General features: G+C 69.7%; 22 protein-coding genes and 1 tRNA gene. 11 read left to right on the top strand and 12 right to left on the bottom strand.

All coding sequences use genetic code 11. The features are described 5' to 3' along the window. The first annotated feature begins 551 nt into the window (after window positions 1-551). The 3 genes from BKD26_RS21810 (at window position 552) to BKD26_RS21800 (ending at window position 4,313) form a co-directional block, all read left to right on the top strand. Entirely contained in the window at window positions 552-2,087 is a 1,536-nt protein-coding gene (locus tag BKD26_RS21810; RefSeq protein WP_084900760.1) for an alanine/glycine:cation symporter family protein, read from the top strand. A gap of 285 nt (window positions 2,088-2,372) precedes the next feature. Next, complete coding sequence (nhaA, locus tag BKD26_RS21805) at window positions 2,373-3,671, top strand: Na+/H+ antiporter NhaA (RefSeq protein WP_084900757.1); 1,299 nt, start codon at window positions 2,373-2,375, stop codon at window positions 3,669-3,671. A 108-nt stretch (window positions 3,672-3,779) separates the two neighbouring features. Beyond that, on the top strand, window positions 3,780-4,313 hold the full coding sequence (locus tag BKD26_RS21800) for a hypothetical protein (protein WP_241518770.1): 534 nt from the start codon (window positions 3,780-3,782) through the stop codon (window positions 4,311-4,313). 183 nt (window positions 4,314-4,496) lie between these two features. Here BKD26_RS21800 and BKD26_RS21795 read toward each other — a convergent pair. After that, a tRNA-Leu gene (locus BKD26_RS21795) sits at window positions 4,497-4,583 on the bottom strand. Window positions 4,584-4,994: 411 nt separating this feature from the next. Here BKD26_RS21795 and BKD26_RS21790 point away from each other — a divergent pair. The 6 genes from BKD26_RS21790 (at window position 4,995) to pknB (ending at window position 13,141) form a co-directional block, all read left to right on the top strand. Continuing rightward, window positions 4,995-5,855 carry a DUF3662 and FHA domain-containing protein gene (locus BKD26_RS21790; protein ID WP_084900755.1) on the top strand — a complete coding sequence of 287 codons (861 nt, stop codon included), beginning with the start codon at window positions 4,995-4,997 and terminating at the stop codon, window positions 5,853-5,855. 10 nt (window positions 5,856-5,865) lie between these two features. After that, window positions 5,866-6,378 carry an FHA domain-containing protein gene (locus BKD26_RS21785; protein WP_084900752.1) on the top strand — a complete coding sequence of 171 codons (513 nt, stop codon included), beginning with the start codon at window positions 5,866-5,868 and terminating at the stop codon, window positions 6,376-6,378. A gap of 141 nt (window positions 6,379-6,519) precedes the next feature. Beyond that, the gene (locus BKD26_RS21780) at window positions 6,520-8,019 is read left to right on the top strand and encodes a Stp1/IreP family PP2C-type Ser/Thr phosphatase (RefSeq protein ID WP_084900750.1); all 1,500 of its coding nucleotides are present in this window, start codon (window positions 6,520-6,522) and stop codon (window positions 8,017-8,019) included. 27 nt (window positions 8,020-8,046) lie between these two features. Continuing rightward, window positions 8,047-9,489 carry an FtsW/RodA/SpoVE family cell cycle protein gene (locus BKD26_RS21775; protein ID WP_084900747.1) on the top strand — a complete coding sequence of 481 codons (1,443 nt, stop codon included), beginning with the start codon at window positions 8,047-8,049 and terminating at the stop codon, window positions 9,487-9,489. After that, complete coding sequence (locus BKD26_RS21770; RefSeq protein WP_084900744.1) at window positions 9,486-10,946, top strand: penicillin-binding transpeptidase domain-containing protein; 1,461 nt, start codon at window positions 9,486-9,488, stop codon at window positions 10,944-10,946. Before BKD26_RS21775 ends, BKD26_RS21770 begins: the two co-directional genes overlap by 4 nt. 164 nt (window positions 10,947-11,110) lie before the next feature. Then, a complete protein-coding gene (pknB, locus tag BKD26_RS21765; protein WP_084900742.1) occupies window positions 11,111-13,141 on the top strand; it encodes a Stk1 family PASTA domain-containing Ser/Thr kinase in 2,031 nt (676 codons plus the stop codon). A gap of 93 nt (window positions 13,142-13,234) precedes the next feature. On the opposite strand, the gene BKD26_RS21760 is transcribed toward pknB, so the two are convergent. The 6 genes from BKD26_RS21760 to BKD26_RS21740 form a co-directional block, all read right to left on the bottom strand. Beyond that, on the bottom strand, window positions 13,235-13,912 hold the full coding sequence (locus BKD26_RS21760) for a class E sortase (RefSeq protein WP_084900740.1): 678 nt from the start codon (window positions 13,910-13,912) through the stop codon (window positions 13,235-13,237). Window positions 13,913-13,950: 38 nt separating this feature from the next. Beyond that, a complete protein-coding gene (locus tag BKD26_RS21755; protein ID WP_241518769.1) occupies window positions 13,951-15,009 on the bottom strand; it encodes a class E sortase in 1,059 nt (352 codons plus the stop codon). After that, a complete protein-coding gene (locus BKD26_RS21750) occupies window positions 15,006-15,644 on the bottom strand; it encodes an aminodeoxychorismate/anthranilate synthase component II (RefSeq protein ID WP_084900737.1) in 639 nt (212 codons plus the stop codon). The genes BKD26_RS21755 and BKD26_RS21750 overlap by 4 nt, the downstream gene beginning before the upstream one ends. Then, window positions 15,641-15,802: a hypothetical protein gene (locus BKD26_RS40420; RefSeq protein ID WP_150175734.1), complete on the bottom strand. Its 162-nt coding sequence runs from the start codon at window positions 15,800-15,802 to the stop codon at window positions 15,641-15,643. The genes BKD26_RS21750 and BKD26_RS40420 overlap by 4 nt, the downstream gene beginning before the upstream one ends. A 94-nt stretch (window positions 15,803-15,896) precedes the next feature. Then, entirely contained in the window at window positions 15,897-16,571 is a 675-nt protein-coding gene (locus tag BKD26_RS21745; RefSeq protein WP_084900734.1) for a class E sortase, read from the bottom strand. A 21-nt stretch (window positions 16,572-16,592) separates the two neighbouring features. Continuing rightward, on the bottom strand, window positions 16,593-17,363 hold the full coding sequence (locus BKD26_RS21740) for a DUF881 domain-containing protein (RefSeq protein WP_084900732.1): 771 nt from the start codon (window positions 17,361-17,363) through the stop codon (window positions 16,593-16,595). A gap of 161 nt (window positions 17,364-17,524) precedes the next feature. Here BKD26_RS21740 and crgA point away from each other — a divergent pair, with 161 nt between their 5' ends. After that, the gene (gene crgA, locus BKD26_RS21735; RefSeq protein ID WP_073756590.1) at window positions 17,525-17,782 is read left to right on the top strand and encodes a cell division protein CrgA; all 258 of its coding nucleotides are present in this window, start codon (window positions 17,525-17,527) and stop codon (window positions 17,780-17,782) included. Window positions 17,783-18,024: 242 nt separating this feature from the next. Here crgA and BKD26_RS21730 read toward each other — a convergent pair whose 3' ends face one another. Further along, a complete protein-coding gene (locus BKD26_RS21730; protein ID WP_084900729.1) occupies window positions 18,025-18,888 on the bottom strand; it encodes a rhomboid family intramembrane serine protease in 864 nt (287 codons plus the stop codon). Between the two features lie 106 nt (window positions 18,889-18,994). Continuing rightward, window positions 18,995-19,528, bottom strand: a complete 534-nt coding sequence (locus BKD26_RS21725) for a peptidylprolyl isomerase (RefSeq protein WP_084900727.1) — start codon at window positions 19,526-19,528, stop codon at window positions 18,995-18,997. Window positions 19,529-19,770: 242 nt separating this feature from the next. Between BKD26_RS21725 and BKD26_RS21720 the strand changes: the two genes are divergently transcribed. Next, window positions 19,771-20,529, top strand: coding sequence for a DUF5324 family protein (locus tag BKD26_RS21720; RefSeq protein WP_084900724.1), 759 nt, complete (start codon window positions 19,771-19,773; stop codon window positions 20,527-20,529). Here the strand turns inward: BKD26_RS21720 and BKD26_RS21715 are convergent. From BKD26_RS21715 to BKD26_RS42060, 3 genes are all read right to left on the bottom strand, one after another. Further along, entirely contained in the window at window positions 20,526-20,924 is a 399-nt protein-coding gene (locus BKD26_RS21715) for a DUF6344 domain-containing protein (protein ID WP_241518768.1), read from the bottom strand. The two genes, BKD26_RS21720 and BKD26_RS21715, sit on opposite strands and share 4 nt — an antisense overlap. A 120-nt stretch (window positions 20,925-21,044) precedes the next feature. Next, a complete protein-coding gene (locus BKD26_RS21710; protein ID WP_084900721.1) occupies window positions 21,045-21,830 on the bottom strand; it encodes a DUF4239 domain-containing protein in 786 nt (261 codons plus the stop codon). A 79-nt stretch (window positions 21,831-21,909) separates the two neighbouring features. Then, complete coding sequence (locus BKD26_RS42060; protein WP_143662693.1) at window positions 21,910-23,496, bottom strand: hypothetical protein; 1,587 nt, start codon at window positions 23,494-23,496, stop codon at window positions 21,910-21,912. Between the last annotated feature and the right edge of the window lie 78 nt (window positions 23,497-23,574).

The raw sequence follows: 23,574 nt of genomic DNA, 5'->3' as shown, positions 1-23,574 counted from the left end.
CCCATACTGACCATCGCGACAACCCGCCGCACTGCCACACCGCGGCAATAAAAAAATTGTTTCCCTGCCAGGCACCGGCAATATCGACCGCCGATCGACCCACGAGGGGACGGGCACGCCAGACCGCCCTATCGTCGGCCTGCGCAAGCACTCCTGGAGGCGGCTCGAGCCGGACGGCCGGATCACGACGTGACGAGGGTCCACATGGCATCCCAGTGGGTGGGTGCCCGATGAACGGATCAAGCCGTCCGCATAACGGTCTGATTTCGTTCGCTGGCACTTTCGAAGATTACTCATGGTCATGTGAGTTGAGTCACTAAAGAACACGTAAAGGCCGTGGTAGAACTGCGCAACTCCGCAGGTGGCACCACCCCTCGCCACGACGCGGAGCGGCCGGCACGCACCGGCAGCACGACCAGGGTGATCACGTTCCGAGTCCGCGGCACGTGAACCCAGGGTCGCCGATCGGACAACGGCGTTCGCTCAAAGACCGCACATCTTCCCGGCGCAACCTCCCGCGCGCCGGTCCCTGCGCCATCGAGGTAACCACCGTGTCACTCGACTCCATCACCACGTCCGTCGACGAAGCCGTCAGCGGATTCTTCGAGCCCATAGCAACCTGGCTCGTGGAAGTCGTCTTCTACTCCGTCCCCGTGGGTGGCACGGAGCTACCCCTCATCGTCGCCTGGCTCGTCGTCGCGGGTTTGGTCTTCACCGCCTGGTTCGGGCTGGTCCAGGTCCGGAAATTCAAGCTCGCCGTCGACGTGGTGCGCGGGAAGTACGACGAGAAGGGGTCGGCCGGTGAGGTCAACCACTTCCAGGCGCTGACCGCCGCCGTCTCCGGCACCGTCGGTCTGGGCAACATCGCCGGTGTGGCCGTCGCCGTCTCCATCGGTGGCCCCGGCGCCACCTTCTGGATGATCCTGTGCGGCCTGCTGGGCATGGCCACCAAGTTCGTCGAGGTGACACTGGGCGTGAAGTACCGCGAGGTGCACGCCGACGGCACCGTCTCCGGCGGCCCGATGCACTACCTGCCCAAGGGCCTGGCCGACCGCTTCGGCAAGAACGGCAAGACCCTCGGTAAGGTCCTCGGCGTCCTCGCCTCCTTCTTCGTGCTGTTCTTCGGCCTCTTCGGCGGCAACCTGTTCCAGGTCAACCAGTCCTACGCCCAGCTCGTCTCCGTCACGGGCGGCGAGGACGGCCTGATGGGCTCGTCGGCCGGCGCGCTGTTCTTCGGCATCCTGATCGCCGCGCTCGTCGGCATCGTGCTGCTGGGCGGTATCCGCTCGATCGCCAACGTGACCAGCAAGCTCGTCCCCGCCATGGCGGGCATCTACATCGCGGCCTGCCTGGTAGTCATTCTGGTCCACGTCTCCGCCGTCCCGGCCGCGATCGTCACCATCATCGAGGGCGCCTTCAACCCCGAGGGCGTCGCCGGCGGTGTCCTCGGCGCGCTGATCATCGGCTTCAAGCGGGCCGCCTTCTCCAACGAGGCCGGTCTCGGCTCCGCGCCGATCGCCCACTCCGCGGTCAAGACCAAGCACCCCGCCAGCGAGGGCCTGGTCGCCCTGCTGGAGCCCTTCATCGACACCGTCATCATCTGCACGATGACCGCGCTGACCATCGTCATCGCCAACCCGGCCAGCTGGGCCGAGGCACGCGCCGGCGAGTCCATCGGCGGTGTCACCATCACCTCCGACGCCTTCGCCACAGTTCTGCCGTGGTTCCCGTACATCCTCACCCTCGCGGTGATGCTGTTCGCCATCTCCACGGTGCTGACCTGGGGTTACTACTGTATGAAGGCATGGACGCACCTCTTCGGCCGCAGCCGGACCAGCGAGCTGACCTTCAAGGTCTTCTACACGCTGTTCGCGGTGGGGGGTTCCCTGCTGACGCTCCAGACCCTGATCGACATGGCCGACGCGGTGCTCTTCATGCTCGCCGTCATCAACATCATCGGCCTGTACCTCCTCGCACCAGTCGTCAAGCGGGAGCTGAACTCCTTCCTGGAGTTCGTCCGCGCCCGCAACGCCGGTGAGATCACGGAGGACGATGAAGACCAGGAGTCGGTGAAGACCACCGTCTGACCGCCCCCGCGGCCCGGCTCCTGGGAGTCCCCCCGCCGAAGGCAGGGGGAGGGCCCGTACACACCTCGCGCCTTGGTGTGTACGGGCCCGCTCGTCATGCCCGTGTGCCGCATTTCAGCAGGTGAAACGGGGTATGGCGGGTAATGCGACACGCGGCTAGGGTGTAAACAACGCGTCAACGCCTCGTTCTGTGGGCGACTTGATCACGACGCGCGGTGTGCCGGGAAGTCTGGTCGGCGTCCTTGGGCTCGTATGCCCTCAAGCCGATCTCCTGGAGACTCGTCCATGGCTGCCGCCCCTCGTGAGCGTTCCCCCTTCCTCGGCCTGCTCCCCCTTCCGGAGCGCAACGCCGTGGTCCAGGCGCTGAGGACGGAAACCGTCGGCGGGCTGGTCCTCCTCGCCGCCGCCCTCGTGGCGCTCATATGGGCCAACACTCCGTGGAGCGGCGCCTACGAGCAGATACGCGACTTCCACTTCGGCATACCCGCCCTCGGACTGGACCTCTCGGTCGAGCACTGGACCGCCGACGGACTGCTGGCCATCTTCTTCCTGGTCGCCGGCATCGAGCTCAAGCGAGAATTGGTCGTCGGAGAGCTCCGCACCCCCGCCACCGCCGCGCTCCCGGTCGTTGCCGCGCTGTGCGGCATGATCGTGCCGGCCGCCGTCTACGCCGCCACGGTCACGGCCGGCGGAGGCAGCCTCGGGGGCTGGGCCGTGCCGATGGCCACCGACATCGCCTTCGCGCTCGCCGTCCTCGCCGTCCTCAGCACCCACCTGCCCGCCTCGCTCCGGGCCTTCCTGCTCACCCTCGCCGTCGTCGACGACCTCGGCGCGATCCTGATCATCGCGATCTTCTTCACCAGCGACCTGAACTTCGCCGCCCTCGGCGGCGCCTTCGCCGGACTGGCCCTCTTCTACGTCCTCCAGCGCTTCCGCGTACGAGGCTGGTGGTGGTACGTCCCGCTCGGCCTCGTCACCTGGGCACTGATGTACAACGGCGGCGTCCACGCCACCGTGGCCGGCGTCGCCATCGGCCTGATACTGCGCACCACCCGCGACAAGGGCGAGACCGCATCCCCCGCCGAGCGGACCTCCCACCTGCTCCACCCCGTTTCCGCGGGCGTCGCGGTGCCCCTGTTCGCGCTCTTCGCCGCCGGCGTCGGCGTCTCGGGCGCAGCCCTGGGAGAAGTCTTCACCCGACCGGAGCCGCTGGGCGTCGTGCTGGGCCTCGTCATCGGCAAGACCCTCGGCATCTTCGCAGGGACCTACCTCGCCGCCCGCTTCACCCGAGCCAAGCTGAACCCGGAGCTGGCCTGGGCGGACGTCTTCGCACTCGCGGTGCTGGCCGGAATCGGCTTCACCGTTGCCCTGCTCATCGGCGAACTCGCCTTCCCTGATCCGGCTGCCGCCGAGCACGTCAAGGCCGCGGTCCTGATCGGCTCTCTCATCGCCGCCGTCCTCGCGGCCTTCCTCATCAAGCGGCGCAACGGCATCTACCGCCACCTGTACGAGGAGGAGACCCGCGACGAAGACAACGACGGCATCCCGGACATCTACCAGCGAGCCGGCACCGCCGAGCGCTGACAGGGAAGCCCCGAGCCTCTGATCGACGCCACCAAGGACCTCTGCGAGGGTCGCATCGACCGGGAGACCTGGACCCGTCTCATCGCCGCCCGCAGGGCGTACCGGCTCATGGCCAAGGAGAACGAGGACCCGACCGGTCATCAGCGGCGGATGTGCCCCGCCGAGGCCGGCAAGGTGCAGTGCCCGCTGAAACCCCGCTCGCTCGGCCAGGGCACCCACCTGCCCCTCGTCGACCCTGAGCCCAGCCCGACAGGTCCGGTCCAGGTCTGCCGTCAGCGCGGCATCACCGTCCCGCCGGAGGCGGGCGCCAAGTACTGGCAGGCCCTGGAGTACGGCGGCAAGGAATGGCAGAAGGTCTACTTCCGCCTCCGGAACAGCGTCGAGGGCTACAACGGCTACGCCAAGAGCCCGCTCGCCGAGTCCATCGAGGCCGCCGGCTCCCGTCGCCTCCGCGGCATCGCCGCCCAGACGGTCCTGCTGGTCTTCCAGCTCGCTCACGCGAACCGCCGGAAGATCAAGAACTGGCTCGACACCCTCGCCCTCGGCGGCGAGCGTCCACGACGGCGTACCCATCACCGCCGACGGACGAAACCGATCGGCCACTGGACGCCAACCGGCTACCTGGCGGCTCCGACCGCGTAGCCGCTCCGCCCCCGAGAAGAACAAGATCAAAACACAGAGCCCTGCGGAAGTGACTTCGGTCACTCCCCGGGGCACTCGCGCGCTCGCCACCCCGAGCCCCGCCCCAGACCTGGCGGCACAACGAGAAACGGGCCCTCGCCTGGACTTTCGTCTCTGGCGAGAACCCGTTTCGTCGGTTTCTCGTGGTGCGCGAGGGGGGAGTTGAACCCCCACGCCCTTGCGGGCACTGGAACCTGAATCCAGCGCGTCTGCCTATTCCGCCACCCGCGCATTGGGTGTTGCCGCTTGGTTCCCCACCGTTCTTCCGGTGCGATCGCCTGGCGACATCTGAAGATTAGCACGCCGCGGGAGGTGGATTCACATCCGTTTGTTTCGGGCACCCCGGCGGCGAACAGAGAGGGGAGGGGGCACGTGAGGCATGGGGTAAGGGGTGAGGGGAGGGGTGCCGACGTACGAAGCGGAAGCACGAGCCACACCCGGCAGAGCAGGGAACGGCTTCCCGCCGTACCCACTCCTCCAAGGTGCACCTCAGGTGCGGGACACTGTCTGGAGGGCGCCTCTACGATCCCTGTGAGAGGTGACACTCGTCCACAGGGCAGAGAAGGGGAACCAGCCGATTTCCCGACGCGTGGATACGATCAGTAAGCAGTACCAGGACGGCAACGACGGAGGAGGTGCCCCATGGGAGTCCTGAAGCGTTTCGAGCAGCGTCTCGAAGGTCTGGTCAACGGCACCTTCGCCAAGGTTTTCAAGTCCGAGGTCCAGCCCGTCGAGATCGCGGGTGCCCTCCAGCGCGAGTGCGACAACAACGCCTCGATCTGGAACCGCGACCGTACGGTCGTCCCCAACGACTTCATCGTGGAGCTGAGCGCGCCGGACTACGAGCGCCTCAGCCCCTACTCGGGCCAGCTCGGCGACGAGCTGTCCGGCCTGGTCCGCGACTACGCCAAGCAGCAGCGGTACACCTTCATGGGCCCGATCAAGGTCCACCTGGAGAAGGCGGACGACCTCGACACGGGTCTGTACCGGGTGCGCAGCCGGACGCTCGCGTCGAGTACGTCACAGTCGCAGGCACCGTCCGGTCCCGCCGGCCACGCCGGTCACACCGGCCCCGCCGCGCCGCCGGCCGGCGGCCGCCCCGGTGGCTACGGCTACCCTCCCGCCGCCGCTCCTCCGATGCCGGCGGCCCCGCCGCCCGGTATGAACCGTCCGCCCGCGGCAGGCCGCCCGCCGGGCGCCGCGGGCCCCATGCCCGGCGCCCAGGTGCGCCGCTGGATCGAGATCAATGGCACCCGCCACCAGATCTCCCGCCCGACGCTGGTGCTGGGCCGCAGCACCGAAGCCGACGTGCGGATCGACGACCCCGGCGTATCGCGCCGCCACTGCGAGATCCGGACCGGAACGCCCCCGACGATCCAGGATCTCGGGTCCACCAACGGCATCGTGGTGGACGGGCAGCACACCACCCGCGCTACGCTCCGCGACGGCTCGCGGATCGTCGTGGGCAGTACCACCATCGTTTACCGGCAAGCCGAAGGGTGAAGCGGGGGCAATGTCAGAGCTGACCCTCACGGTCATGCGGTTGGGTTTCCTCGCCGTACTGTGGCTGTTCGTCATCGTGGCCGTCCAGGTCATTCGCAGCGACCTGTTCGGGACGCGTGTCACGCAGCGCGGTTCGCGGCGCGAGAACGCGCGGCCCCAGCAGGCCGCCCGCCAGCAGGCCGCGGCACCGCCGCAGCAGCGCCAGCAGTCCGGCCGTCAGCGCCGCGGGGCCCCGACCAAGCTGGTCGTCTCCGAAGGCACCCTCACGGGCACCACGGTCGCCCTCCAGGGCCAGACGATCACCCTGGGCCGCGCGCACGACTCCACGATCGTCCTGGACGACGACTACGCGTCCAGCAGGCATGCCAGGATCTACCCGGACCGTGACGGCCAGTGGATCGTCGAGGATCTCGGGTCCACCAACGGCACGTATCTCGACCGGACCCGACTCACCACCCCGACACCGATTCCGCTGGGCGCGCCGATCCGCATCGGCAAGACCGTCATCGAGCTGCGGAAGTAGTACGACAATGAGCGAGCGGAGCGAGCGAGCCGCAGCGGTACCCCTCTCAGGTGACCGGCACAGGCTCCCGACCGGAGGGTGGGCAGTGTGGCTCGAGACCGGCTGTACCCGGAGGCGTCGGAGTCGACAGGGCAGGTGCGCATGAGTCTGTCACTGCGTTTCGCCGCCGGATCGCACAAGGGCATGATCCGCGAGGGCAACGAGGACTCCGGGTACGCCGGTCCCCGCCTGCTCGCGATCGCCGACGGCATGGGCGGCCAGGCCGCCGGTGAGGTCGCCTCCTCGGAGGTGATCTCCACGCTCGTCACGCTCGACGACGACGTACCCGGCTCCGACATCCTCACCTCGCTCGGTACGGCGGTCCAGCGGGCCAACGACCAGCTGCGGCTGATGGTCGAGGAGGACCCGCAGCTGGAGGGCATGGGGACCACCCTGACCGCCCTGCTGTGGACGGGCCAGCGCCTCGGCCTGGTCCACGTCGGCGACTCCCGGGCGTACCTCCTCCGAGACGGCGTCCTGACGCAGATCACCCAGGACCACACGTGGGTGCAGCGCCTGGTCGACGAGGGCCGTATCACCGAGGAGGAGGCCACCACCCACCCGCAGCGCTCGCTCCTGATGCGCGCGCTGGGCAGCGGCGACCACGTCGAGCCGGACCTCTCCATCCGTGAGGTACGGGCCGGTGACCGGTACCTGATCTGCTCCGACGGCCTGTCCGGCGTCGTCTCCCACCAGACGATGGAGGAGACGCTCGCCAGCTACCAGGGCCCGCAGGAGACCGTCCAGGACCTGATCCAGCTCGCCCTGCGCGGCGGTGGGCCGGACAACATCACCGTGATCGTCGCCGACGTACTCGACGTCGACGGCGGCGACACCCTGGCCGGGCAGCTCAGCGACACCCCGGTCATCGTGGGCGCGGTCGCGGAGAACCAGCAGCAGCTGAACGACGGCGGCGCCATGGAGACCCCGGCGGGCCGCGCCGCCGGTCTCGGCCGCCAGGCACCGCAGCCGCCCGGCGGCGGTTTCGGCCCGCCCGGCAGCGGCGACGACCTCGGGTACGGTGGCATGCCGCCGGAGGGCAGCTTCGGCGCGTACAGCGACGAGGACTTCACCAAGCCGCGCAGCGGCCGTAGGTGGCTGAAGAGATCCTTCTTCATCGTGCTCGCCCTGGCCGTGGTCGGCGGCGGGTTGTACGGCGGCTACCGCTGGACCCAGTCGCAGTACTACGTCGGCACCAACGACGAGCACGTCGCGCTCTACCGTGGCATCAGCCAGGACCTGGCGTGGGTCTCGCTCTCGGAGGTCGAGAAGGACCACCCCGAGATCGAACTCAGGTACCTCCCCGACTACCAGCGCAAGCAGGTCGAGGAGACCATCGCCGGCGGCAGCCTCGCCAAGGCGCAGGACAAGATCGAGGAGCTCGCCGTCCAGGCGTCCGCCTGCAAGAAGCAGGAACAGCGCCAGGCGGCGATCGACCGGGCACCCGCCGCACCTCCCGGTGAGGGCCAGGCCGGCGGCACGACCGGCCTCCCGACCGAGCCCACGCCCAAGCCGTCCACCAGCACCGCAGCCACTCCGACTCCGGGCCCCACCCTCTCGGAGGAGGAGCAGAAGCTGGCCTCGAACTGCGGCAAGAGTTAAGCACCCGTAGGGGGGCCTTTCACCACCATGAGCGTTGTCACCAACACGACCACCATCGGCGCGATCGACTTGCCGAGCCGCCGCAACACCGAGCTGGCGCTGCTCGGCTTCGCCGTCGCCATCCCGGTGTTCGCCTACCTGAACGTGGGCCTCGCCCTCGACGGCAAAGTCCCGGCGGGCATGCTCGGTTACGGCATCGGGCTGGGCCTGCTGGCGGGCATCGCCCACCTGCTGGTGCGGAGGTTCGCCAAGTACTCCGACCCGATCCTGCTGCCGCTGGCGACCCTGCTCAACGGACTGGGGCTGGTCCTCATCTGGCGGCTGGACCAGTCGCCGCGGGTCATCGCGAAGTCCATGGCGCAGTTCGGCAGCTACAGCCCGGACGCGCCCAAGCAGCTGATGTACTCCGCGATCGGCGTCGCGCTGTTCCTGCTGGTGCTGATCTTCCTGAAGGACCACCGCGTCCTCCAGCGCTACACGTACATCTCCATGGTGGTGGCGGTCATCCTGCTGCTGCTCCCTCTGGTGCCGGGCCTCGGCTCGGACGTCTTCGGCGCCCAGATCTGGATCAAGGTCGGCCCGTTCTCCATCCAGCCCGGTGAGTTCGCGAAGATCGTGATCGCGGTCTTCTTCTCCGGCTACCTGATGGTGAAGCGGGACGCGCTCGCCCTGGCCAGCCGCCGCTTCATGGGGCTCTACCTGCCCCGTGGCCGTGACCTCGGCCCGATCCTCACCATCTGGGCCGTCAGCCTGCTCATCCTGGTCTTCGAGAACGACCTCGGTACGTCGCTGCTGTTCTTCGGCATGTTCGTGATCATGCTGTACGTGGCCACCGAGCGGACCAGCTGGATCATCATGGGTCTGCTGATGGCCGTGGGCGGCGCGGTCGTCGTCAGCTCGTTCGCCGGTCACGTCCAGTCCCGTGTCGCCGCGTGGCTCGACCCCTTCGAGTGCCTCAAGACGGCCGAGCCGTTCTCCAACAAGGCCGCCGCCTGTGACCAGATGTCCCAGGTACTGATGTCGTTCGGCTCCGGCGGCACCCTCGGCGCCGGCCTCGGGCAGGGCAACTCCGACCTCATCGGCTTCGCCGCCAACTCCGACTTCATCTTCGCCACCGTCGGCGAGGAGCTGGGCCTCGCCGGTGTCATGGCGTTCCTGCTGATGTACGCGCTGATCGTCGAGCGGGGCATCCGCACCGCGCTCGCCGCCCGCGACCCGTTCGGCAAGCTGCTGGCGACCGGCCTGTCCGGGGCCTTCGCGCTCCAGATCTTCGTGGTCGCCGGCGGCGTCATGGGCCTCATCCCACTGACCGGTATGACCATGCCGTTCCTCGCGTACGGCGGTTCCTCCGTGATCGCGAACTGGGCCCTGATCGCCATCCTGCTGCGGATCAGCGACACCGCCCGCCGTCCCGCGCCGGCCCCCGCCCCGTCCCCCGACGCCGAGATGACCCAGGTGGTCCGACCGTGAACAAGCCCCTGCGCCATATCGCGATCTTCTGCGGCCTGCTGGTGCTCGCCCTGCTCATCCGCGACAACTGGATCCAGTACGTCCGCGCCGGCGAGCTCAGCGCGCACGAGCGCAACAAGCGGGTCACCATCGAGCGGTACGCCAACGTCCGCGGCAACATCATCGTCGACGGCAAGCCGATCACCGGCACCGTCGACTCGAAGGACCCCTTCTACAAGTACAAGCGCACCTACGTCGACGGCCCCATGTGGGCGCCCGTCACGGGCTACGCCTCGCAGGCGTTCGACGCCAACCAGCTCGAGAAGCTCCACGACGGCATCCTGACCGGCAACGACGACCGGCTCTTCTTCGACCGCACCCTGTCGATGTTCACCGGCGACAAGAAGAAGGGCGGCGACGTCGTCACCACCCTCAATGGCGCCGCCCAGAAGGCCGCCTTCGAGGGGCTCGGCGACAAGAAGGGCGCCGTCGCCGCCATCGAGCCGTCGACCGGCAAGATCCTCGCGCTCGCCTCGACGCCCTCGTACGACCCGGCGTCCTTCGCCGGCTACCACGACAAGGACGCCAAGGCGTGGCAGTCGCTGGAGAAGGACAAGGACAAGCCGAAGCTGAACCGCGCGCTGCGCGAGATCTACCCGCCCGGCTCCACCTTCAAGGTGCTGACAGCCGCCGCGGCGCTGGAGAACGGCAAGGTCACCGACATCGACGCGCCGACCACGACGCCCGAGCCGTGGATCCTGCCGGACACGAACCGCGAGATGGTCAACCACGCCAAGGGGTGCGAGAACGCCACCCTGAGGTACGCGATGGAATGGTCCTGCAACTCCGTCTTCGCCAAGCTCGGCCATGAGGTCGGCCGGGACAAGATGGTCGAGATGGCGGAGAAGTTCGGCTTCAACAACGGGGAGATCGACACCCCGGTCCGCGCCGCCAAGTCGATCTACGACCGGAACATGGACCGCCCGCAGAACGCGCTGTCCTCGATCGGCCAGTTCAACACCAACGCCACTCCGCTCCAGATGGCCATGGTCGCCGCGGCGATCGCCAACGACGGCAAGCTGATGAAGCCGTACATGGTGGACGAGCTGCGCTCCCCCGACATCGACGTGCTGGAGAAGCACGAGCCGGAGGAGATGAGCCGGCCGATGTCGCCGAGGACCGCCCAGCTCGTCCAGGAGATGATGGAGACGGTCGTCAAGTCCGGTACCGGCGGCTCGGCGAAGATCGACGGCGTGAAGGTCGGCGGCAAGACCGGTACGGCCCAGCACGGCGAGCTGAACAAGGCCCGCCCCTACGCCTGGTTCATCTCGTACGCCAAGACCGACAACGGTTCCCCGGTCGCCGTCGCCGTGGTGGTCGAGGACTCCAAGGCCACCCGTGACGACATCAGCGGTGGCGGCCTCGCCGGGCCGATCGCCCACGATGTGATGAAGGCGGTACTCGACAGCAAGAAGTGACGAGCGAGCCGCGGCCACTCCTGAGTGCCGGTGTGTACCGGTCCCGTATCAGGTAGTGGTCGCGGTCCGATCGACTTCCCGTGGCCGGTAGCGTATGCGCGAACAGCACACCGCCGGACCACACGCGGGTGCGGTCGGGACTGACGGAGAGGGCTGGAACAGTTATGGAAGAGCCGCGTCGCCTCGGCGGCCGGTACGAGCTGGGCTCGGTGCTCGGCCGTGGTGGCATGGCGGAGGTCTACCTCGCCCACGACACCCGGCTCGGCCGCACCGTCGCCGTGAAGACGCTGCGGGCCGACCTCGCCCGTGACCCGTCCTTCCAGGCCCGGTTCCGCCGTGAGGCCCAGTCGGCCGCCTCGCTCAACCACCCGGCGATCGTCGCGGTCTACGACACCGGCGAGGACTACGTCGACAACATCTCCATCCCGTACATCGTGATGGAGTACGTCGACGGCTCCACCCTGCGTGAGCTGCTGCACTCGGGACGCAAGCTGCTGCCCGAGCGCACGCTGGAGATGACGGTCGGCATCCTCCAGGCCCTGGAGTACTCGCACCGGGCGGGCATCGTCCACCGTGACATCAAGCCGGCGAACGTCATGCTGACCCGCACCGGCCAGGTCAAGGTCATGGACTTCGGCATCGCCCGCGCCATGGGCGACGCCGGGATGACCATGACGCAGACCGCGGCCGTGATCGGCACCGCCCAGTACCTCTCCCCGGAGCAGGCCAAGGGCGAGCAGGTCGACGCCCGGTCCGACCTGTACTCCACCGGCTGCCTGCTGTACGAGCTGCTGACCGTCCGCCCGCCGTTCGTGGGCGACTCCCCGGTCGCGGTGGCGTACCAGCACGTCCGCGAGGAGCCCCAGCCGCCCAGCAACTTCGACCCCGAGATCACGCCCGAGATGGACGCCATCGTCCTGAAGGCGCTGGTCAAGGACCCGGACTACCGCTACCAGTCGGCCGACGAGATGCGCGCCGACATCGAGGCGTGCCTCGACGGCCAGCCGGTCGCCGCGACGGCGGCGATGGGCGCGGCCGGGTACGGGGGCTTCGGCCCCGACGACCAGCCGACCACGGCGATGCGTCCGGCCGATCCGGCCGGGCAGACGTCGATGCTGCCGCCCATGAACCCGGACGACGGTGGTTACGGCTATGACGACCGGCCGGACCGCCGCCGCCAGAAGAAGTCGAACATCTCCACGATCCTGCTGATCCTGGCGGGCATCCTGGTCCTGGTCGGCGCGATCCTGATCGGCAAGGCCGTCTTCGGCGACAAGGGCGGCTCCGACTCGGTCGACGTGCCGAATGTGGTCGGCAAGCCGTTCCCCGAGGCCGAGCGGACGGTGGAGGACGCCGGGCTGAAGATCGCCCGGTCCGGCTCCGACGCCTGCGACCGGCCGAAGGGCTCGATCTGCAGCCAGTCGCCCGAATCCGGGACGTTGCAGGAGGGCGGGACCGTCTCGGTCGTCGTCTCCGAGGGTGCCGCGAAGATCGAGGTGCCCAATGTGATGGAGCAGTCCGAGAAGACCGCGCGGCAGTCCCTGGAGGACAAGGGCTTCGAGGTCAAGGTCGAGTACAAGGAGTCCGACAAGGACCCGGGCGAGGTCATCGAGCAGGACCCTTCGGGCGGCACCCAGGCCGAGAAGGGCACCGAGGTCACCATCACGGTGTCCAAGCAGGCCGAGCGGAACGTGCCGCCGGTCGTCGGTCAGCAGTTCGACGCCGCCAAGTCCCAGCTGGAGACGCTCGGCTTCACGGTCAAGCGGGAGGACGTCGACTCGGACCAGCCCGCGGGCACCGTCACCGGACAGAGCCCTGAGGGGAACTCCAAGGCCCCCAAGGGCAGCGAGGTCACCCTGAAGGTCTCCAAGGGCCCGCAGCAGCAGCAGATCGCGGTACCCGAGGTGCGGCTGCAGAACCTGGGCCAGGCCAAGCAGACGCTGGCGGCCAGCGGCTTCACCAACATCCAGGTCGCCCAGGGCTGCCCGGCCGACGACAACGCCATCGTGGCCGACAGCGACCCGAAGCCCGGTACGCAGGCGGACCCGGCGTCCACCACCGTCACGCTGACCACCGTGGGCTGCCAGGGCGGCGGCAACGGGAACAACGGCGGTAACGGGAACAACGGGGACAACGACGAGGACGGCGGCTTCTTCGGCGGCCCGTCGGGGATCACCTTCCGCGAGCAGGGCTGATCCCGGTCTTCCAGGAGCGACGTACGACTGAGCCCCGGCACCCTCTGGAGGGTGCCGGGGCTCCGTCATGACCGCCGGCGGCCGGGGCGGGCTCTAGCGCAGCTCCGCCGGGCGCGTACGGGCGCTGTCGACCTTCTCCGTGCGCTCCAGCTCGCCCCACACGATGTAGCGGTACGTCGAGCTGTACATCGGCGTGCAGGTGGTGAGGGTGATGTAGCGGCCCGGCTTGGTCTTGCCCGACTCCTTCGGGACCGGCTGGAGGACGTCCACGTTGTACTTCGACGTCTCCGGCAGCGTCTTGTAGACCTTGTAGACGTACCAGGTGTCCTTGGACTCGAAGACGATCGAGTCACCGGTCTTGAGCTTGTGGATGTTGTGGAACTTCGCGCCGTGTCCGTCGCGGTGCGCGGCCAGCGTGAAGTTGCCCCGCTTGTCGGCGGGGAGGGCGGACTTGACCGGGGCGGTGTAGTAGCCGGCGACGCCGTTGTTGAGGGTCCCCGGGTCGGTGCCCTTCTTGACCAGCACCTCGCCGTTCTTCATCGCCGGTACGTGGAGGAATCCGATGCCGTCCTTGGTGTCGAGGGCGCCCGGGCCCGACGCGGCCCAGTGGTGGCGCACCTCGTCGCCCTGCTTGTCGGCCTCGCGGTCGGCCAGGACGTTGGTCCACCACAGTGAGTAGACGACGAAGAGGCCCATGAGCACCCCAGCGGTGATCAACAGCTCGCCGAACACACTGATGACGCCGGCGATCCGGTTGCGCGCACGTGCCACTACATCTGTCCCGTCTGAAGGTCGAAAGCCAGGCCGCCCTAGCCTACGAGCGCGTCCGGTTTCCCCTTGCTGCGCGGGCGTTCGTCGACCATCTTGCCCCACACGATCATTCGATACGTACTGGTGAACTCGGGCGTGCAGGTGGTGAGCGTGATGTACCGGCCCGGCCGGGTGAAGCCGGAACCCTCCGGAACGGGCTGGATCACCGCGACGTTCGAGGGCGGGGTCTGCGGCAGGATGCTCGCCATCTCGTAGGTGTAGTACGCGTCCTGCGTCTCCACGACGATCGGGTCGCCCGGGCTGAGCTTGTTGATGTAGCGGAACGGCTCGCCGTGGGTGTTGCGGTGGCCGGCGACCGCGAAGTTGCCCTGCTTGTCGGAGGGCATGGCCGTCTTGAGCTGGCCCTCGGCGTAATGGCCGACCATGCCCCGGTCGAGAACCCTCTCCTTGTTGATCCCCTCGGCGATGGGCACGACGACGTCCAGCTTGGGGATGTACATGATCGCGAAGCCCTGGCCGGGCTCGAAGGCGTCCGGCTTGCGGCCCTCGGCCCAGGCGTCCTCGATGCCCTTCTTCGCCTTGTCGACCTCCAGGCCGGCGCGGATGTTCGTCCACCACAGCTGGTAGGTGACGAAGAGGAGCATGACGACGCCGAAGGTGATGAACACCTCACCCACGACCCGGCTGGCGACGACGCCGACGCTGTCCTTGCGCGCACGGGCGGCGCGCCGGGCCTCCACGCGGGTGAGCGGCCTGCCGGTGGCGGCGGGAGGCGGCGGTGTGGGGGATGCGCCCTTGCGGCGGCGGCCGCGCCCCTTGGCGGCCTTGCGGCGCTCGGCGCGGCCGCCGGTCGGCCGCTGGGTGGCCGGGTCGGCCACTATTCGCCGGGTGCCCTCCGTGCGGAGGGCCATCGTCTCGTCGTCCGGTTCGGGGGCGGTGGGCTCGGGTGCCCAGGCCTCGGCGTAGGGCGCGGGGTCCGGCGCGGGCGCGGGCGCGGGTGCCGGCACCGGCCCCGGATCCGGAAGCTCTGATTCCGGCAGGTTCGCCGCCCGGAACCACGGCGAACCGTGCTCGTGCTCCGGGCGCACGGGGGTCACGCGACGGCCTTGCCCACCACCGGCGCGAGCCCTGCCGACCGGCCGACCGCGCCGGTGTCGCCGCACTGCTCCAGCCAGTTGGCGAGCATGAGGTGCCCGTGCTCGGTGAGCACCGACTCGGGGTGGAACTGCACGCCCTCGACGGCGAACTCGCGGTGCCGCAGCCCCATGATGATGCCGTCCTCGGTCCGCGCGGTGACCTCCAGCACGTCCGGCAGGTCGGCGGGCTCGGCGGCCAGCGAGTGGTACCGGGTCGCGGTGAACGGCGACGGCAGCCCGGCGAAGACACCCCGCCCCTCGTGCACGACCGGGGAAGTCTTGCCGTGCAGCAGCTCGGGCGCTCGGTCGACGACACCGCCGTACGCCACCGCCATCGACTGCATGCCGAGGCACACGCCGAAGACGGGGATGCCGGTGTCGGCGCAGTGGCGCACCATGTCGACGCAGACGCCGGCCTCCTCGGGGGTGCCGGGCCCGGGAGAGAGGAGCACGCCGTCGAAACCGTCCTGGGCGTGGGCGAGCTCGACCTGGTCGTTGCGCCGGACCTCGCACTCGGCACCGAGCTGGTACAGGTACTGGACCAGGTTGAAGACGAAGCTGTCGTAGTTGTCGACGACGAGAATGCGCGCGCTCACTGACCGTCCACCGTCACATCGTTGAACGGAAGCAGAGGCTCCGCCCAAGGGAACACGTACTGGAAGAGCACGTAGACCACCGCGAGGACCAGTACGAGCGAAATCAGCGCCCGCACCCACGCGTTGCCCGGCAGATGCCGCCAGATCCACCCGTACATGAGGCCTGCTGGTCCTTCCGTCGATGCTCGTCGACTGCTCGTCGAATGCCCTTCGATACCGCACCAGAGTACGGGGCGATGCCCGTGGGGTGGGTCACCTGTGGAAAGCCGGAGGCTTGCCCTGCGTCACAGGCCGGGTGGCCTCCAGCCGCGCCCAGGCGATCAGCCGGTGGCTGCTGCCCCACTCCGGGTCACAGGTGGTGAGCGTCAGGTAGCGCCCGGGGCCGCCGAACCCCGACTTCGCCGGGACCGGGTCGACGACACCGGTGTCGGCGGGGACGGTCCGGTACGGCTTCCTCGCGACGCGGTACGTGAACCAGGTCGTCCCGTCGTTGAGGATCACCGCGTCGCCGGGGCGCAGCTCGGGGAAGTCCTTGAAGGGGTCGCCGTACGTACGGCGATGGCCGGCCACCGAGAAGTTCCCCGTCGCGCCGAGCCGGGCGGTGGCGGCGTAGTGCCCGAGGCCCTTCTTGAGAGTGGCGGCCCCGGTGCCTTCCAGGACGGGCCAGTCCCAGTCCGCACCGAAGCGGGGGATGTACATGACGGCGAACGGTTCGCCGTCCTCGTACGGCGGGGGCGGGGGCGACGCCTCCGGTACGGGCGGCTCTACCGGTGCCCGGGCCCACCGCTCCTCCAGCGCGCCGATCTCGCCGAACGTGGCGCCCTCGGCCTCCACGCCGGTCCAGTGGACGACGTACACCACGAAGAGCACGATGACGGTGCCGGCGGTGAGGCACAGTTCGCTGAGGCTCCTGACGATCAGCCGCACAGGCCCCTCCCGGAACCAGAGCTAGTCGGTCACAGGCTTCGCGTAGTGGAGATCCACTGTGCCCGAGTAGCCGGGGAGAGTCACCGCCTCGTGCTCGTCGACTTTCCAGCCGAGCCCGTACGCCTTCACGTACAGCAGGTAGTTCTGGATGGCGGTGGAGTCGTCGAGGGCGCGCTGGAGCTTCCCGCTGTCACCGACGGCGGTGATCCGGTACGGCGGGGAGTAGACGCGGCCCTGGAGGATCAGGGTGTTGCCGACACAGCGCACCGCGCTGGTGGAGATCAGCCGCTGGTCCATGACGCGGATGCCCTTGGCGCCGCCCTTCCACAGGGCGTTGACGACGGCCTGGAGGTCCTGCTGGTGGATGACCAGGTCGTTGGCCTGCGGCTCGGGGTAGCCGGGGGCGGCCTGGGCGCCGGGCGGTGCGTCGTTGAGCGTGACGGTGAGGCCCTGGCCGGCGACCTCGGTGGTGCCCGCGGCCTTCTCCAGGGCGCCGAGCCTGGCGTCCTCGGCCTTGGTGGAGCCGTCGTCGCGGCGGGCGAGGGTGTCGACCTGGTCCCGTACCGTCGCGGTGGTCTCGTCGAGCTCGGCGTTCTTGTGGCTGCGCTCGCGGATGAGGTCGGAGAGCTTCAGCAGCGAGGCATCCGTACGGATGTTGGTGCCCTTGGCGGTGTTGAAGCTGGTGACGAAGATCAGACCGGCGAGGGCGAAGACGGCAGCGGTGAGCAACCGGACCGGCCGCCAGTTCCTGCGCCCGGCCGGCTCTTCGGGAGAGTCGGCGGAATTGCTCAACGTACCCTTATCTCCTTCAGCGCCGCGGAAGCACTACGCTAACGGACGCCCGGGTGAGGCAGTGGTCCCCCTCGTCTCCACCCTGGCGACCAGCCACAAGGCCAGCACAACACCCACAGTTCCCTGCGCGGTCACGCAGCGCATCGACAGGAGAGTCCCTCGTGCCGAAGTCACGTATCCGCAAGAAGGCCGACTTCACGCCGCCGCCGTCCGCGAAGCAGGCGACCAACATCAAGCTGACCAGCCGCAGCTGGGTGGCTCCGGTGATGCTGGCGCTGTTCGCCATCGGCCTCGCCTGGATCGTGGTCTTCTACGTCACCGACGGCTCCCTGCCCGTCGAGTCGCTCGGGAACCTGAACATCGTGGTCGGCTTCGGCTTCATCGCGGCGGGCTTCGGCGTCTCCACGCAGTGGAAGTAGCTGTCAAGCCCTGCCCTGAGTTATCCACAGCGTCGTGCACAGCGGGTGGAAAAGGTCAGACGATCTGTGGATAACTTGCATCGGGTTGACGCCGATGTGACTGCGGACGCTTGTTCCCACAGGCCGGCACGCCCCTCGCCTGCCCCAGAAAACCCCAGGTCAGAGGCGAGGGGCACAGACGTTCCCCCCATAGCGCGCACGATCGGGCACATGCTGTGGACAACGGTGGGGACAATCGGCGCTCAGCTGAGCGCGGCCGTCCTCAGAATCACAGTTACCAGGGTCAGTGCGAGGACCAGCGCACAGGCCGCGCCCTGCAGCAGGGCGCGCCGCTCACGCGCGCCGTTGACCATGGCGTAGGCGATGATCACACCGGCGATCAGCCCGCCGATGTGCGCCTGCCAGGCGATCCGGTCCCACGTGAAGGTGATCACCAGGTTGAACACGACCAGCACCATGATGGGCCGCAGGTCGCGGTTGAGCCGGCGTACGAGGACGACGGTGGCGCCCAGCAGTCCGTAGACGGCGCCCGACGCACCCAGCGAGCCCTGGTTCCCCGCCGCGATCAGATAGGTGAGGGCGCTGCCGGCCAGCCCGGACAGCAGATAGAGCGTCGCGTACCTGGCCCGCCCGAGCTCCTCCTCCAAGGCGCCGCCGAGCAGCCACAGCAGCAGCATGTTGCCGGCGATGTGCCAGATCTCCGCGTGCAGGAACATCGAGCTCACCAGCCGGTACCACTCGCCGTCCGCGACCCCGACCACCCGGCCTAGACCGGGGTCGAAGGCGAACCCGATGAGCAGCATCTCGTCGATGAGGGCCGGATTCAGCCTGCCGAGGAGGAAGACCAGCAGGTTGACGCCGATGAGGACGTGGGTGACCAGGTGCGGACGACCGGCCGTGATCCTGCCGCCGGCGATGGTGCGCGGGTGGTTGGCGGTGCGCGAGTGCCCGGTGCCGGACCCGCCGCGTACACACTCCGGGCACTGGAAACCGACCGAAGCGTCCACCATGCACCGGGAACAGATGGGCCGCTCGCAGCGCGTACAGCGGACCCCCGTCTCCTCGCCGGGGTGGCGGTAGCAGCTCGGCAGCTTCGCCTGCTCCATGGGATCCCCTCGCTGCGTACGACGAACAACGCCTCGTCCATCCTTACGGATGGACGAGGCGAAAAGGTTCCCTTGGGAACAGGCCCTGCCGATCAGACCCGCGTGATCAGGCCTGGCGGGACTCGATCTCGACCGACTTGATGACCACGTCCTTGACCGGGCGGTCGGTACGCGGGTTGGTCTGGGTGCCCGCGATCTCGTCGACGACCTTCTTGCCGGCCTCGGTGGCGACCTCGCCGAAGATGGTGTGCTTGCCGGTCAGCCAGGTGGTGGGGGACACGGTGATGAAGAACTGCGAGCCGTTGGTGCCCGGGCCGGCGTTGGCCATGGCCAGCAGGTACGGCTTGTTGAAGGAGAGCTCCGGGTGGAACTCGTCACCGAACTCGTAGCCCGGGCCGCCGGTGCCGTTGCCCAGCGGGTCGCCACCCTGGATCATGAAGCCGCTGATGACGCGGTGGAAGACCGTGCCGTCATAGAGGCGGTCGGTGGACTTCTTCCCGGTCGCCGGGTTCGTCCACTCGCGCTCGCCCTTGGCGAGCTCGACGAAGTTCTTGACCGTCTTCGGCGCGTGGTCCGGGAAAAGCCGGATCTCGATGTCGCCGTGATTGGTCTTCAGGGTGGCGTAAAGCTGCTCGGCCACGATGTGCCTTCCGTAAGTCTGCTCTGACGTCTACCGATCCTCGCACGGAAGGGCCATCCACGAAGAAAGGTGGGCTCGTCCTCGCCGAAACACCGCGCGACAGGGCGAACCGTGGGACCGTCGGGTTGCACCGCATTGCCCCGGATGCCCCCGTACCGCATGCCGATCATGACTGGGGCAGGCATGATTTCAAAAAGGACGGAAAGGCGAATACCGACCCCGCCACCGAGGAGGAGGATCCCGTGACCCGCAAGGACAGCGTGCGCGCCGCGACCAGTTCGGCAAAGGACAGCGTGCGGCACGCCGCGGAAGTGGTGGCGCCCTACGCCGGAACGGCGAAGGACACAGCCGCGCACTACGCGCAGCATTACGCGCACGAGGCACGTGTCAGGGTCGCGCCGAAGGTCTCGAAGGCCGCGCAGCAGGCCCGTACGCAGGCACGAGTTCAGTACGGCACGCTCGTCGCGCCGCATGTGCCGCCGAGGGTCGACGAGGCCGCGCATCGTGCCGCGGTCCGGACCCGTAAGGCCGCACGGCAGGCGGCGGACTACACCATGCCGCGGGTGGAGCAGGCGGTCGCCGCCGCTCAGCCCGTACGGGAGCAGGCCATGGCCCGCTCTGCCGCCGCCATGGCCGCGATGCGCGGTCAGGTGACGGCGAAGGACATTCAGAAGATCGTCAGGAAGCACGAGCGTCGGGCCAGGGCGGGACGCCTCGCCAAGGGGCTCGCGGTCTTCGGCATTCTGGCCGGCGGCGCGGTCGCCGCCTGGAAGTGGTGGGACAAGCAGGCCAACCCGGACTGGCTGGTCGAGCCCCCGGCTCCCACCGAGGTCTCCGAGCGCACCCCGCTGACCTCCGTCGACGGCACGGGCCCGGCTTCACTCGACCCCGAGGTGGAGGCCAAGCAGGCGGAGGCCGAAGCCGACGCCGACGCCGAAGCGGGCAACGCGGGCAACACGGGCAACACCGGTAACGCGGGCACCGACGACGAGCGTCGTTAGGCGGCGAGCGCGAGGTCGGAGCGGTCGAAGCGCTCGGCCTCTTCGGCCTGGTGGGCCTGGTCGGTCACGTCCGTGGCATCGGCCAGGCCCGGCTGCGTCCGAGCGGGTACCAGAGCGGCAGGCAGATGGCGTACGGAGGGCGAGGTGCCGTGCGCCTCTGCCCGGATGCGCTGCTTGATGGTGGGCGGCAGGGACAGATCGCGTGTCCAGTCCCGTACCGCGGGTCCGAAGCAGCGGGGCGCGGGGGCCGGGGCGGCCGCGGCCTGGTCGGCGTACACCGGAATGGCGGCGCTCGGCGTGCGCTTCAGGCCGAGGGCGGTCAGGATCGCGGACAGGAGAGAGAAGAAGGCGGTCCAGAAGTGCGTGACCTCGTGCGTGCGCTTGACGGCAGCCATGGCCCCTCGCTTTCGGGTTGAGCGATCTGCATACCTTTCTCATGATGTGTACGCATCTCGGGATCCCATGGAGCGACGCCGCCGCTGCGCAGATCTTCCGATGAACACCACCCGTCCGGCTCAGGCCGCGGCCGCGGTCGCGGTTGTGGCTGCGGGGAAGTAGCGCGTGAACGGGTCCGGGCTGACTCCCATCACGTCACCGAAGGGCGTGGAGAGGTAGTGGATGAGGAGCCCGAGGAAGACGGTGAGCACCACCATGCCCATCGCCATCATCAGCTGGCCCGGACTGCGCCCGATGCCGAAGAAGAACAGCATGCCGACGGACAGGAGCGCGCCCACGAAGATCCCGGCCCACAGCACCGGGGACAGCGTCTCCTGGGAGACGGCCTCGCGGCCGCGGCGGGCGTCGTCGAGCGCGCTGAGCTGCCCGAGCAGTTCCAGGGCCGTCACCTCCTGGGACGGGGTCGAGTCGGGCGGGGCGGCGGACACCGCGCGCAGTTGCCGCACCAGGTCCCAGCCGGGCTCGGCCAGTTGTCCGGCCTCCTTCATCTGCGGCCATTCGCCTTGGACCACATGGACGGCGTAGCGCTCGGCCACCGAGTCGATCCGCTCCTTCTGGGCCGGGGGCAGGCCCTCGGCGAGGACCGTCATCTGGTGCAGGGCGCCCGCCTCGGTGGAGGTGTGGGACTCCGCGTCGCCCCGCAGCTCCCAGACGGAGACCAGGGCGAGGCCGAGGAGCAGCGCGTACAGCAGGGCGATCATCATCGACATGTACTCGGCGACTTCCCCGCCGCCCTCCTCCTCGTCCGCCTCGGCGGGATGGAAGTGACGCCAGGCGACGACCGCCGCGGCGGCGACCAGCGCGGCGAGCAGCCCGAAGGCCAGCGTCCCGATCACATGCTCCATGGCCGTTCCTCCTCTGTCGTCACGGGTCTCGTCATGGGTCCGGCCGTGGGTACGGTCGTGTGTTCCGCCACGCCGGTCGTCACAGGCGGCGGCTTGCCAGGACGACCAGAGCCGCCGCGGGCAGGAAGAGCAGCAGCAGGAACACGACCGGGCTGACCGAGTCGTCCCGCCGGTACGCCCCGTCCGCCCGCGCGGTCAGGCCCCGGCGGCCGGGGGTGTCGGCGGGCCGGGATCGGTCGCTCTGGCGGCCGGGCGGTCTGGGGCCGACGCCAGGGGGGTTGCCCACGCCGGCGCCGGCGCCTGTCCCTGCGCCTGGGCCGGTGCCTGTCCCTGCGCCTGGGCCGGTGCCTGTCCCTGCGCCTGTGCCGGGTGCGGGGCCGGGGGGCGCGAGGCCGCCGCCGGCGGTCGCGGCCGCTCCCGCTGGGCCGGCCGCGGCTCCGGGGGCCGCGGCTCCGGCGACGGCTCCCGCTCCCGCACCGGCGCCCGCAGCGGCACCGGCAGCGGCGGCGGCGGTGCCAGGGGCGCCGAGGGCGCCGGGCGCGGCCAGGAGACCTGCGGCGGCACCGGCGGCACCGGCTCCGGGGGCGGCGCCGACAGGGCCCCCGGCAGTACCGGCAGCGGCACCCACCCCGGCGGCCCCCGCAGCGCCGGCGCCCCCACCAGCAGCGGCGCCACCAGCGCCACCAGCACCTCCGCCACCCGCCCCACCGGCACCACCGCCACCGACCCCACCGCCAGCCCCACCACCGCCACCCGCCCCACCCGGCGGCACGAGCCCGCCTCCCCCCGGCGGAGGCACCGCACGCGGCGGCGGAGGGGGCGGCGGCGCCGGGCGCGGGCGCACCACGAACGGGGCCGACGCCCGCGCCACCAGCACCGGGGGCGGGACGAGCCGCCCGCACGCCGGGCCCAGGGTGAACAGCCGGTCGCTCCCCCGCACTTCGGGCGCGCTGCGATACGTACCGGGCCGAAGGCCGCTCAATTGCGCGACGCACACCGCGACGGCGCCCGGCCCGAGGGCCGGTGGCGGTCCCGGGCGCCCGCCGCAGTCGACGGGGGGCCGCCCCAGGCCCGGGTCGACGAGCCGTGCGCCGTGGACGGTGCGGTTGCCCGGGTTGGTGATGGTGTACCGGACGACCGCGCGGGGCGCCACGGTGTCGCGGACGCTGACGGCCAGCGCGAGGGCACCCGCCACGCCCTGGTAACCGGCCCGGACGGAGGCGGTGGGGCGCATGCCGAGCGACGGGATCTCCCCACGGGCGCGCACGGTGGCGGTGTGCCGTCCCGGTGCGGCGCTGAAGCGTGCCGTACAGGTGACGGTGCTCATCCCCCGCATCCAGAAGCCCTGCCCGCGCGGGCAGCGCAGCGCGTGCGGCGGTACGGAGGGGTCGGTGAGGGTGACGCGGTGCAGGTCGGCGCCCGAGCGGTTGGCCAGCCGGTACCGCTTGATCACAGGGTGGCCGACCCGGATACCGATCCGCTCCGCCTGCCGGGTGGCCTTCTTGTTGACGGTGACCGACAGGACGAGTGCCCCACGCCCCACTCCGTCGGCGGCGGCCTGCGGGGGCCGTGAGACCGGCGGCCAGCCGCTTGCGTGGGCCACCAGGAGGAGTGCTCCGGCGGAGAGGAGAAGCGTTCGGGTACGGGTGGTGCGCCTGACCGCCATCCAGGGGGCCCCTTCCGGTCCTCGGGTGTGCCCGGACTGCGGCCAGCGTCCGTCAGCGGCAGGGGGCGGGAAAGCCGG

This window comes from Streptomyces sp. CB03238 (assembly GCF_002099185.1).
Lineage (GTDB): Bacteria > Actinomycetota > Actinomycetes > Streptomycetales > Streptomycetaceae > Streptomyces.
Note: the sequence above shows the minus strand (reverse complement) of the source record. Positions and strands in the feature narration are given on the sequence as shown.

Excerpts from the sequence above, each read along its gene's own strand:
- nhaA (WP_084900757.1), top strand. The coding sequence starts at position 2,373 with ATGGCTGCCGCCCCTCGTGAGCGTTCCCCCTTCCTCGGCCTGCTCCCC.
- BKD26_RS21800 (WP_241518770.1), top strand. The coding sequence starts at position 3,780 with ATGGCCAAGGAGAACGAGGACCCGACCGGTCATCAGCGGCGGATGTGC.
- BKD26_RS21790 (WP_084900755.1), top strand. The coding sequence starts at position 4,995 with ATGGGAGTCCTGAAGCGTTTCGAGCAGCGTCTCGAAGGTCTGGTCAAC.
- BKD26_RS21785 (WP_084900752.1), top strand. The coding sequence starts at position 5,866 with ATGTCAGAGCTGACCCTCACGGTCATGCGGTTGGGTTTCCTCGCCGTA.
- BKD26_RS21780 (WP_084900750.1), top strand. The coding sequence starts at position 6,520 with ATGAGTCTGTCACTGCGTTTCGCCGCCGGATCGCACAAGGGCATGATC.
- BKD26_RS21775 (WP_084900747.1), top strand. The coding sequence starts at position 8,047 with ATGAGCGTTGTCACCAACACGACCACCATCGGCGCGATCGACTTGCCG.
- pknB (WP_084900742.1), top strand. The coding sequence starts at position 11,111 with ATGGAAGAGCCGCGTCGCCTCGGCGGCCGGTACGAGCTGGGCTCGGTG.
- BKD26_RS40420 (WP_150175734.1), bottom strand. The coding sequence starts at position 15,802 with ATGTACGGGTGGATCTGGCGGCATCTGCCGGGCAACGCGTGGGTGCGG.
- BKD26_RS21730 (WP_084900729.1), bottom strand. The coding sequence starts at position 18,888 with ATGGAGCAGGCGAAGCTGCCGAGCTGCTACCGCCACCCCGGCGAGGAG.
- BKD26_RS21715 (WP_241518768.1), bottom strand. The coding sequence starts at position 20,924 with ATGGCTGCCGTCAAGCGCACGCACGAGGTCACGCACTTCTGGACCGCC.
- BKD26_RS21710 (WP_084900721.1), bottom strand. The coding sequence starts at position 21,830 with ATGGAGCATGTGATCGGGACGCTGGCCTTCGGGCTGCTCGCCGCGCTG.
- BKD26_RS42060 (WP_143662693.1), bottom strand. The coding sequence starts at position 23,496 with ATGGCGGTCAGGCGCACCACCCGTACCCGAACGCTTCTCCTCTCCGCC.